The organism is Pandoraea norimbergensis (genome assembly GCF_001465545.3).
Taxonomy (GTDB): Bacteria; Pseudomonadota; Gammaproteobacteria; order Burkholderiales; family Burkholderiaceae; genus Pandoraea; species Pandoraea norimbergensis.
In genome coordinates, this window is sequence record NZ_CP013480.3 from 5796002 (window position 1) to 5805088 (window position 9087).

At 58.0% G+C, this 9087-nt stretch carries 19 protein-coding genes; all 19 read right to left on the reverse strand.

Annotated elements, in window-relative coordinates; all coding sequences use genetic code 11:
* Position 1 precedes the first annotated feature (1 nt).
* Entirely contained in the window at positions 2-520 is a 519-nt protein-coding gene (rpsE, locus tag AT302_RS25385) for a 30S ribosomal protein S5 (RefSeq protein ID WP_058376372.1), read from the reverse strand.
* 13 nt (positions 521-533) lie between these two features.
* The gene (gene rplR / locus AT302_RS25390) at positions 534-899 is read right to left on the reverse strand and encodes a 50S ribosomal protein L18 (RefSeq protein WP_039393713.1); all 366 of its coding nucleotides are present in this window, start codon (positions 897-899) and stop codon (positions 534-536) included.
* Between the two features lie 11 nt (positions 900-910).
* Complete coding sequence (gene rplF, locus AT302_RS25395) at positions 911-1444, reverse strand: 50S ribosomal protein L6 (protein WP_058376373.1); 534 nt, start codon at positions 1442-1444, stop codon at positions 911-913.
* A gap of 15 nt (positions 1445-1459) precedes the next feature.
* Positions 1460-1855 carry a 30S ribosomal protein S8 gene (rpsH, locus tag AT302_RS25400; protein ID WP_010804123.1) on the reverse strand — a complete coding sequence of 132 codons (396 nt, stop codon included), beginning with the start codon at positions 1853-1855 and terminating at the stop codon, positions 1460-1462.
* A gap of 13 nt (positions 1856-1868) precedes the next feature.
* On the reverse strand, positions 1869-2174 hold the full coding sequence (gene rpsN / locus AT302_RS25405; protein WP_058376374.1) for a 30S ribosomal protein S14: 306 nt from the start codon (positions 2172-2174) through the stop codon (positions 1869-1871).
* A gap of 7 nt (positions 2175-2181) precedes the next feature.
* Complete coding sequence (rplE, locus tag AT302_RS25410) at positions 2182-2721, reverse strand: 50S ribosomal protein L5 (RefSeq protein WP_058376375.1); 540 nt, start codon at positions 2719-2721, stop codon at positions 2182-2184.
* A 19-nt stretch (positions 2722-2740) separates the two neighbouring features.
* Positions 2741-3052: a 50S ribosomal protein L24 gene (gene rplX / locus AT302_RS25415; protein ID WP_058376376.1), complete on the reverse strand. Its 312-nt coding sequence runs from the start codon at positions 3050-3052 to the stop codon at positions 2741-2743.
* Positions 3053-3063: 11 nt separating this feature from the next.
* Positions 3064-3432: a 50S ribosomal protein L14 gene (gene rplN / locus AT302_RS25420; protein WP_010804127.1), complete on the reverse strand. Its 369-nt coding sequence runs from the start codon at positions 3430-3432 to the stop codon at positions 3064-3066.
* Between the two features lie 264 nt (positions 3433-3696).
* Positions 3697-3969: a 30S ribosomal protein S17 gene (gene rpsQ / locus AT302_RS25425; RefSeq protein ID WP_039374937.1), complete on the reverse strand. Its 273-nt coding sequence runs from the start codon at positions 3967-3969 to the stop codon at positions 3697-3699.
* Entirely contained in the window at positions 3966-4160 is a 195-nt protein-coding gene (gene rpmC / locus AT302_RS25430) for a 50S ribosomal protein L29 (RefSeq protein ID WP_058376377.1), read from the reverse strand. The genes rpsQ and rpmC overlap by 4 nt, the downstream gene beginning before the upstream one ends.
* A gap of 14 nt (positions 4161-4174) precedes the next feature.
* Positions 4175-4591, reverse strand: a complete 417-nt coding sequence (gene rplP, locus AT302_RS25435; RefSeq protein ID WP_010804130.1) for a 50S ribosomal protein L16 — start codon at positions 4589-4591, stop codon at positions 4175-4177.
* A 2-nt stretch (positions 4592-4593) separates the two neighbouring features.
* Entirely contained in the window at positions 4594-5397 is an 804-nt protein-coding gene (rpsC, locus tag AT302_RS25440; RefSeq protein ID WP_058376378.1) for a 30S ribosomal protein S3, read from the reverse strand.
* 9 nt (positions 5398-5406) lie between these two features.
* On the reverse strand, positions 5407-5736 hold the full coding sequence (gene rplV / locus AT302_RS25445; RefSeq protein WP_058376379.1) for a 50S ribosomal protein L22: 330 nt from the start codon (positions 5734-5736) through the stop codon (positions 5407-5409).
* 11 nt (positions 5737-5747) lie between these two features.
* On the reverse strand, positions 5748-6023 hold the full coding sequence (gene rpsS, locus AT302_RS25450) for a 30S ribosomal protein S19 (RefSeq protein WP_010804133.1): 276 nt from the start codon (positions 6021-6023) through the stop codon (positions 5748-5750).
* Positions 6024-6034: 11 nt separating this feature from the next.
* Positions 6035-6862, reverse strand: coding sequence for a 50S ribosomal protein L2 (gene rplB, locus AT302_RS25455; protein ID WP_058376380.1), 828 nt, complete (start codon positions 6860-6862; stop codon positions 6035-6037).
* 2 nt (positions 6863-6864) lie between these two features.
* On the reverse strand, positions 6865-7179 hold the full coding sequence (gene rplW / locus AT302_RS25460) for a 50S ribosomal protein L23 (protein ID WP_058376381.1): 315 nt from the start codon (positions 7177-7179) through the stop codon (positions 6865-6867).
* Positions 7176-7796, reverse strand: coding sequence for a 50S ribosomal protein L4 (gene rplD, locus AT302_RS25465; RefSeq protein ID WP_058376382.1), 621 nt, complete (start codon positions 7794-7796; stop codon positions 7176-7178). Before rplD ends, rplW begins: the two co-directional genes overlap by 4 nt.
* Before the next feature lie 2 nt (positions 7797-7798).
* The gene (rplC, locus tag AT302_RS25470) at positions 7799-8455 is read right to left on the reverse strand and encodes a 50S ribosomal protein L3 (RefSeq protein ID WP_058376383.1); all 657 of its coding nucleotides are present in this window, start codon (positions 8453-8455) and stop codon (positions 7799-7801) included.
* 206 nt (positions 8456-8661) lie between these two features.
* Positions 8662-8973 (reverse strand): 30S ribosomal protein S10, encoded by a 312-nt coding sequence (gene rpsJ, locus AT302_RS25475; RefSeq protein WP_010804138.1) that lies wholly within the window; start codon positions 8971-8973, stop codon positions 8662-8664.
* Between the last annotated feature and the right edge of the window lie 114 nt (positions 8974-9087).

Below are 9087 nucleotides of genomic sequence, written 5' to 3' on the forward strand. Positions count from 1 at the left end.
CTTAGCCGAGGATCTCTTCCACCGACTTGCCACGCTTAGCGGCGATGTCAGCAGGAGTCGATTGTTTCTTCAGGCCGTCGAGCGTGGCGCGGACCAGGTTGTACGGGTTCGTCGAGCCAAGGCTCTTCGTCACCACGTTGGTCACGCCCATCACCTCGAACACCGCACGCATCGGGCCACCAGCGATAACGCCGGTACCGTCTTTCGCCGGCGACATCAGGACGCGCGAGGCGCCATGCTGGCCGAGAACGTTATGTTGCAGGGTGCCATTCTTCAGGGCGACCTTGAACATATTGCGGCGGGCTTGTTCCATTGCCTTTTGAACGGCAACCGGGACTTCCTTCGCCTTGCCTTTGCCCATGCCGATGCGGCCATCGCCGTCACCAACCACGGTCAACGCGGCAAAACCGAGAATACGACCACCCTTCACCACTTTCGTGACGCGGTTGACCGAAATCATCTTCTCGCGAAGGCCGTCGTCGCGTTCGTCAGCCTGAACTTTCGCTTGCATCTTTGCCATGACGGATCCTTACTTAGAACTTGAGGCCGGCTTCACGGGCAGCGTCGGCCAAAGCCTTGACGCGACCGTGATAGCGGAAGCCCGAGCGGTCGAAAGAGACGCTTTCGATGCCGGCAGCCTTCGCCTTTTCGGCGATACGACGGCCGATCAGCGCAGCAGCAGCAGCGTTTCCGCCCTTGCCTTCCTTGTCGCCCAGTTCCTTGCGCACTTCGGCTTCCAGCGTCGAAGCGCTGGCCAGCACTTGCGTGCCGTCTTCCGAGAAAACTTGCGCGTAAATGTGCACGTTGGTGCGATGCACGGAAAGGCGATGCACCTTTTGAGCTGCCAGCTTGATACGAGTCTGGCGAGCGCGGCGCACACGTGATTGTTTCTTGTCCATGTTTCGCACCCTTACTTCTTCTTGGTTTCCTTGAGGATCACCACTTCGTCCGCATAGCGGACACCCTTACCCTTGTAGGGCTCGGGCGGACGGTAACCGCGAACTTCCGCAGCCACTTGTCCGATGCGTTGTTTATCAACGCCTTTGATGATGATCTCCGTTTGCGTCGGGGTTTCCGCCTTAACACCTTCCGGCATGGCGTGCACAACATCGTGCGAGAAACCCAGCTCAAGCTTCAGGTTGTTACCTTCAGCCTTGGCGCGATAACCCACGCCAACGAGTTGCAGCTTCTTCTCGAAACCCTTGCTCACACCAGTCACCATATTGTTGACCAGTGCACGTTCCGTACCATACAGCGCATTCGCTTCACGGCTTTCATCGGCCGGGGCGAAGGTGATGGTGGCGTCTTCAATCTTGACGTTCACGAGGGTGTTGATGCCGCGGGTCAACGAACCCAGGGCGCCCTTGATCGTCAGCACATTGCCAGTCAGCGTTGCGTCAACGCCCTTCGGCAGTGCAATAGGACTCTTACCTACGCGAGACATTTAAACTCTCCTCGGTTAGGCGACGTAGCAGATGACTTCGCCGCCCACGCCGGTGGCGCGTGCTTTGCGATCGGTCATCACGCCCTTCGGGGTCGAGACGATTGCAACGCCGAGGCCATTCATGACCTGCGGGATGTCGTTGCGGCTCTTGTACACACGCAGACCCGGACGCGACACGCGCTCGAGGCGCTCAATCACAGGACGGCCAGCGTAGTACTTCAGTGCAATGTTCAGCACCGGCTTGGTTTCTTCTGCCTCAACCGCGAAGTCTTCGATGTAGCCTTCGTCCTTCAGGACTTTGGCGATCGAGACCTTCAGCTTGGACGAGGGCATCTTCACGGATGCCTTCTCAACCATCTGAGCGTTGCGGATGCGGGTCAGCATATCGGCGATAGGATCGCTCATGCTCATGGTGCTTCTCCTATTACCAGCTAGCTTTGGTCACGCCCGGGATTTCGCCACGGAAGGCGATTTCACGGATCTTGTTACGGGCCAGGCCGAATTTGCGGAAGGTTCCGCGCGGACGGCCGGTCAGTTCGCAACGATTGCGTTGACGCGTCGGGTTGGCGTTACGCGGCAGCTGTTGCAGCGCCAGACGTGCTTCATAACGCTCGTCTTCCGACTTGCTGGTGTCTTCGATGATCGCTTTGAGGGCGTCGCGCTTGGCAGAAAATTTCTGCGCCAGACGGGCGCGTTTCTTTTCGCGTTCGATAAGTGCCAGTTTAGCCACGATTACCTCAGTTACGGAACGGGAATTTGAACGCCGACAGAAGAGCCTTGGCTTCTTCGTCAGTCTTCGCGGTGGTGGTGATGCTGATGTTCAGCCCACGCAGCGCGTCGATTTTGTCGTACTCGATTTCGGGGAAGATGATCTGTTCCTTCACACCGATGTTGTAATTGCCACGACCGTCGAACGCACGACCCGAAATACCGCGGAAGTCACGCACGCGCGGCAGAGCCACGGTGATGAAACGATCCAGGAATTCGAACATACGCTCACCGCGCAACGTCACCATCGTACCGATCGGGTAACCTTCGCGGATCTTGAAACCGGCGATAGCCTTGCGAGCCTTCGTCACCACCGGCTTTTGGCCGGCAATTTTCGTCAGATCGCCAACGGCGTGTTCAATGATCTTCTTGTCAGCAACCGCTTGGCCAAGGCCCATGTTCAGGGTGATCTTGGTGATACGCGGCACTTCCATGACAGACTTGTAACCGAACTGAGTCGTCAGAGCGGCAACAACTTTGTCTTTGTAGAACTCTTGCAAACGGGCCATTTTCTATACTCCCTGCGACTTAGGCACCGACGACCGTAGCACCGGTCGTCTTGAGGAAGCGGACCTTCTTGCCGTCTTCGACCTTGATGCCCACACGCGACGGCTTGCCATTGGCATCCACCAGCGCCACGTTCGAAACGTGGATCGGCATCGTCTTGTCGACCACGCCACCTTGCGTGCCCTTCATCGGGTTCGGCTTGACGTGCTTCTTAGCAACGTTCACGCCCTCGACGACCAACTTGTCGCCATCAATGGCCAGGACCGTGCCACGCTTGGCCTTGTCCTTACCCGTCAGCACGATGACCTGGTCACCCTTGCGAATCTTGTTCATGTGTCGGCTCCTTACAGCACTTCCGGGGCCAGCGACACGATCTTCATGAAGCGTTCGGTACGCAGTTCACGCGTAACCGGTCCGAAGATACGGGTGCCGATCGGCTCGAGCTTGGTGTTCAGCAGCACGGCGGCGTTGCCGTCGAATTTGACCAGCGAGCCGTCTTGGCGACGCACGCCCTTGGCGGTACGCACGACCACTGCATTGTAAATTTCGCCCTTCTTGACGCGACCACGCGGCGCAGCGTCTTTCACGCTGACCTTGATGATGTCGCCAATGCCGGCGTAACGACGCTTGGAGCCGCCCAGCACCTTGATGCACATCACTTCGCGCGCACCGGTGTTGTCGGCCACTTCGAGCCGGGTTTCAGTTTGAATCATGGTGTTATCTTCCCAACTTAATCCGACACCAGGGCGTCGGTCAGTCTTGGTCCCCGTCAGCATCAAAGGATGCCGTTTGGGTTGAGTCGTTCAAAAGTGGACAACCTTGCTACCTCAACACGACTCGTAGAGGATACGAATCAGTCTCGGAAGCCATCCACTCCCTTGCGAAACCAAAGACCGGTTTTGGCGAAAGAAGCGGAAAGTCCGGAATTATACATCGATAATTCCGGACTTGCAAGTCAGCCTTCGCTTCAGCGCGCCTTAGATGATGCGGGCGGCTTCCACGAGACGGGAAACCGTCCAGGCCTTGGTCTTCGACAGCGGACGAGTTTCTTGAATCTCGACCGTATCGCCTTCCTTGATCTGGTTGGTTTCATCGTGCGCGTGATACTTCTTCGAACGCACAATGTACTTGCCGTAGAGCGGGTGCTTCATTTGACGCTCGACCAGCACGGTAACCGTCTTGTCCATCTTGTCGCTGACAACCTTACCCACGAGGGTACGCTTCAGCGAGGTCTTAGCGGTATCGTTCATTTCTGGCTCGCCTTCTCAGTCAACACGGTACGCACACGCGCGATGTCCTTGCGCACCTTCTTCAGCTGGCTGGTGTTGCTCAGCTGTTGGGTGGCCGCTTGCATGCGAAGACCGAATTGGGCCTTCAGCAGATCCGACAGCTCGTTGTTCAGAGCGACGGGATCCTTGGCACGAAGTTCGGATGCTTTCATTTCAATCTCTCCAATCAAGCGCCAAGGCGACGGACGAAGAACGTCGTCTGAATCGGCAGCTTAGCGGCAGCCAGGCGGAACGCCTCGCGTGCCAGTGCTTCATCAACACCGTCCATCTCGTACAGCATCTTGCCCGGTTGAATCTCGGCGACGTAGTACTCAGGGTTACCCTTACCGTTACCCATACGCACTTCGGCCGGCTTTTGCGAGATCGGCTTATCCGGGAAAATACGAATCCAGATACGGCCACCACGCTTGATGTGACGGGTCATGGCGCGACGAGCGGCTTCAATCTGACGAGCCGTCAGACGACCGCGACCGACCGCCTTGAGACCGAATTCGCCGAACGACACTTCGTTGCCACGGGTGGCGACGCCAGTGTTACGGCCCTTCTGCTCTTTACGATACTTTCTGCGTTTCGGTTGCAGCATGATTATTCTCCAGTCTTGGCGTCGCCTTCAGGCTTGCCAGCCGGACGGCGTGCACCACCGCGCTTCGCACCGGCCTTATCGCCAGCGTCGTCACGACGGGGGCGACGGTCGCCCGGACGCGCGTTGCGGCGCGGACGCTTTTCTTCGGCCGGCTCTTCAGCCACCGGAGCGTCGTTGCGGCCCAGCGTGTCACCCTTGTACACCCACACCTTGATACCGATGATGCCGTAGGTCGTCTTCGCTTCCGAGGTCGCGTAGTCGATGTCGGCGCGCAGGGTGTGCAGGGGCACACGGCCTTCGCGATACCATTCGGTACGGGCGATTTCGATACCGTTCAGACGGCCAGCGCTCATGATCTTGATGCCTTGGGCACCCAGACGCATCGCGTTCTGCATCGCGCGCTTCATTGCGCGACGGAACATGATACGGCGCTCAAGCTGCTGAGCGATCGAGTCGGCGATCAGTTGAGCATCGGTTTCCGGCTTGCGGATTTCTTCGATGTTCACGTGAACCGGCACGCCCATGCGCTTTTGCAGTTCGGCCTTGAGGATTTCGATGTCCTCGCCCTTCTTACCGATCACAACGCCCGGACGCGAGCTGAAAATCGTAATGCGGGCATTACGGGCCGGACGCTCGATGATGACGCGGCCAACCGAAGCGTTCTTCAGCTTCTTCTTCAGGTAATCGCGAACGCCGATGTCTTCCTGCAACATCTGAGCGAAATTCTGGTTGTTCGCGTACCAACGCGAAGACCAGTTACGACTGACGGCCAAGCGGAAGCCAGTCGGATGAATTTTCTGTCCCATCGTGACCCCTTAGTTACCCAGCGTCACAGTGATGTGACAGGATTGCTTCTCGATGCGGTTACCACGGCCCTTGGCGCGCGCGGTGAAACGCTTGAGCGAGGTCGCCTTGTCAACGAAGATGCCCTTAACGCGCAGCTCGTCGATGTCAGCACCTTCATTGTGCTCGGCGTTGGCGATTGCCGACTCGAGCACCTTCTTGATGATGACAGCGGCCTTCTTCGGCGAGAAGGTCAGGACATTCAGTGCACGTTCGAGCGGCAGGCCACGAATCTGGTCAGCGACCAGACGCGTCTTCTGCGCCGAGATACGAGCACCGCGATGAATTGCTTTCACTTCCATGGTCGGGCCCCTTATTTCTTCGCCTTCTTGTCGGCCGCATGGCCTTTGAAGGTACGGGTGAGTGCGAACTCACCCAGCTTGTGGCCGACCATGTTTTCCGTCACGTACACCGGCACGTGTTGACGGCCGTTATGCACGGCGATCGTCAAACCGATGAAATCGGGCAGAACGGTCGAACGACGCGACCAGGTTTTGATCGGCTTTTTGTCCCGCGATGCAGCAGCCGCTTCCACTTTCTTCAGCAGATGAGCGTCGCAAAACGGACCTTTTTTAACAGAACGAGTCATTTGCTAGCTCCTTAACGCTTCTTGCGACGCTGAACAATCATGCTGTCGGTGCGCTTGGTCGAGCGGGTACGCTTACCCTTGGTATGCTGACCCCACGGGCTGACCGGATGACGACCAGCAGCCGTACGACCTTCACCACCACCGTGCGGGTGATCCACCGGGTTCATCGCCACACCGCGAACGGTCGGGCGAATACCGCGCCAACGCTTTGCACCGGCCTTGCCCAATTGGCGCAGGCTGTGCTCTTCGTTACCGACTTCACCGATGGTGGCGCGGCACTCAATGTGCACGCGACGGATTTCACCCGAACGCAGACGCACCTGAGCGTACACACCTTCACGTGCCAGCAGCATTGCCGAGGTACCTGCAGCACGAGCGATTTGCGCGCCCTTGCCCGGCAGGATTTCGATGCCGTGGATCGTGGTACCGACCGGAATGTTGCGGATCGGCAGTGCATTGCCAGCCTTGATCGGCGCTTCCGAGCCGCTCACCACTTGCTGGCCGACGGTCAGACCGCGCGGAGCAATGATGTAACGACGCTCGCCGTCGGCGTAGCAAAGCAGTGCGATGTTCGCGCTGCGGTTCGGGTCATATTCCAGACGCTCAACCTTCGCCGGAATGCCGTCCTTGTTACGACGGAAATCGACGATACGGTAATGTTGCTTATGACCGCCACCCATGTGACGGGTGGTGATGTGACCGTTGTTGTTACGGCCGGCGGTCTTGCTCTTGGTATCCAGCAGCGGGGCGAACGGCTTGCCCTTATGCAGATCCTTGTTGACGACCTTGACCAGGGCACGGCGGCCCGGCGATGTCGGCTTAGTTTTGACGAGTGCCATGATTACTTGGCCTCCGCTTCAAAATTGATTTCCTGACCCGGCTTCAGGCTGACGTAGGCCTTCTTCTCATGGTCGCGACGACCCATGAAACGGCCAAAGCGCTTTTGCTTGCCCTTGCGGTTCAGGATTTGCACCGACTCGACTTCCACCTTGAAGAGAAGCTCAACAGCAGCCTTCACTTCTTGCTTGTTCGCGTCACGTGCAACTTGGAACACCACTTGCTCGTTCTTGTCGGCCACCAGCGTCGCCTTTTCGGAGATCACCGGCGCGAGCAGGACCTGCATCAGACGATGGTCGTTTTTACGCACGTCGCTCATGACAGCATCTCCTCAATCTTGGCGATCGCGCCCTTCGTCAGCAACACCTTCTTGAAGTAGATGAGCGACAGCGGGTCGGCGAAACGCGGCTCGGTGACAGCGAAGTGAGCCAGATTGCGCGAGGCCAAGAACAGGTTCTCGTCCACGGTATCCGTGATCAGCAGCACCGAATCGAGGCCCATGGCCTTGATCTTTTCAGCGAGCAGTTTGGTCTTCGGTGCATCAATCTTGATGTCGTCGACCACTACCAGACGACCTTCACGGGCGAGCTGCGACAGAATCGAGCACACACCGGCGCGGTACATCTTCTTGTTGATTTTGTGGGTGAAGTTTTCTTCCGGCGAATTCGGGAAGATACGGCCACCGCCGCGCCACAACGGGCTCGACGACATACCGGCACGAGCGCGGCCCGTACCCTTCTGACGCCACGGCTTCTTGGTCGTGTGCTTGACCTGTTCACGGTCTTTTTGCGCACGATTGCCGCTGCGGGCGTTGGCTTGATAAGCCACAACCACTTGGTGGATCAGCGCTTCGTTGTAGTCACGACCGAACACGACGTCCGACGCGTTGACCGCAGCGCCTTCCTGACCTTGCTCATTCAGGAGCTTCAGTTCCATTGTTACGCTCCCTTCGCGAGTTTGGCCTTGACAGCCGTGGTCACGAAAACCTTGCCTTCGTTGGCGCCCGGAACGGCACCCTTCACGAAGAGCAGGCCACGTTCAGCGTCAATGCGCGCGATTTCGAGATTCTGCACCGTCGTCGTCGCGTCACCCATGTGACCCGTCATGCGCTTACCCGGGAACACACGACCCGGATCCTGCGCCATACCGATCGAACCCGGAACGTTGTGCGAACGCGAGTTACCGTGCGAGGCACGGCCCGAAGCGAAGTTGTAACGCTTGATCGTACCGGCGTAACCCTTACCGATCGACACGCCTTGCACGTCGACCTTCTGGCCTACTTGGAACAGATCAACGCCAACGGCTGCGCCCGGCTGCAATTCAGCAGCTTTAGCAGCTTCGACGCGGAATTCCTTCAGGATTTCACCGGCTTCGACACCCGCTTTCGCGTAGTGACCGGCGGCGGCTTTGGTCACGCGCGTGGCGCGACGCTTACCGAAAGTAACTTGAACGGCGGTATAGCCGTCCGTTTCATCCGTCTTGATTTGCGTCACGCGGTTGTTAGACACGTCGAGCACGGTAACGGGAATCGAATCGCCGTCGTCCGTGAAAATACGCGTCATGCCAACCTTGCGACCGACAAGGCCAAGGCTCATGATTTTCTCCATTCCCGACTGCGATTGGCCGGGGCTAAATGACAAAAGGATGGACCACGGATGTGGGCCATCTTTTCAAAACTACACTTGAGCCCGCCATTATAGACGAGCTTTTATCGCTTGACAAGTGTTGCTAAATCGCATAACAAAAGCCCCACCAGATCCAGCATTGGCGGGGCTTTCGAGAGCAAAGTCGCCCGTAAGCCTTACTGCAGCTTGATCTCGACGTCGACACCAGCCGGCAGGTCCAGCTTCATCAGCGCGTCGACGGTCTTGTCCGTCGGATCGACGATGTCCATCAGGCGTTGGTGCGTGCGGATTTCGAGCTGATCGCGCGACGTCTTGTTGACGTGCGGCGAACGCAGGATGTCGAAACGCTCGATGCGCGTCGGCAGGGGCACCGGGCCCTTGACGATAGCGCCCGTGCGCTTGGCGGTTTCGACGATTTCAGCAGCCGACTGGTCGATCAAACGATAGTCGAAGGCCTTCAGGCGGATACGGATTTTTTGGTTCTGCATGGAAATTCTCCAAAGAGCGTGGCAGCCCTCGTTCGGGTGCCGGGTAAATCACAAAGAGCAAACAGACATTCGGTGGCAGGCGCCGGACTCGCCGGCACTTGCCACCTCAAAATC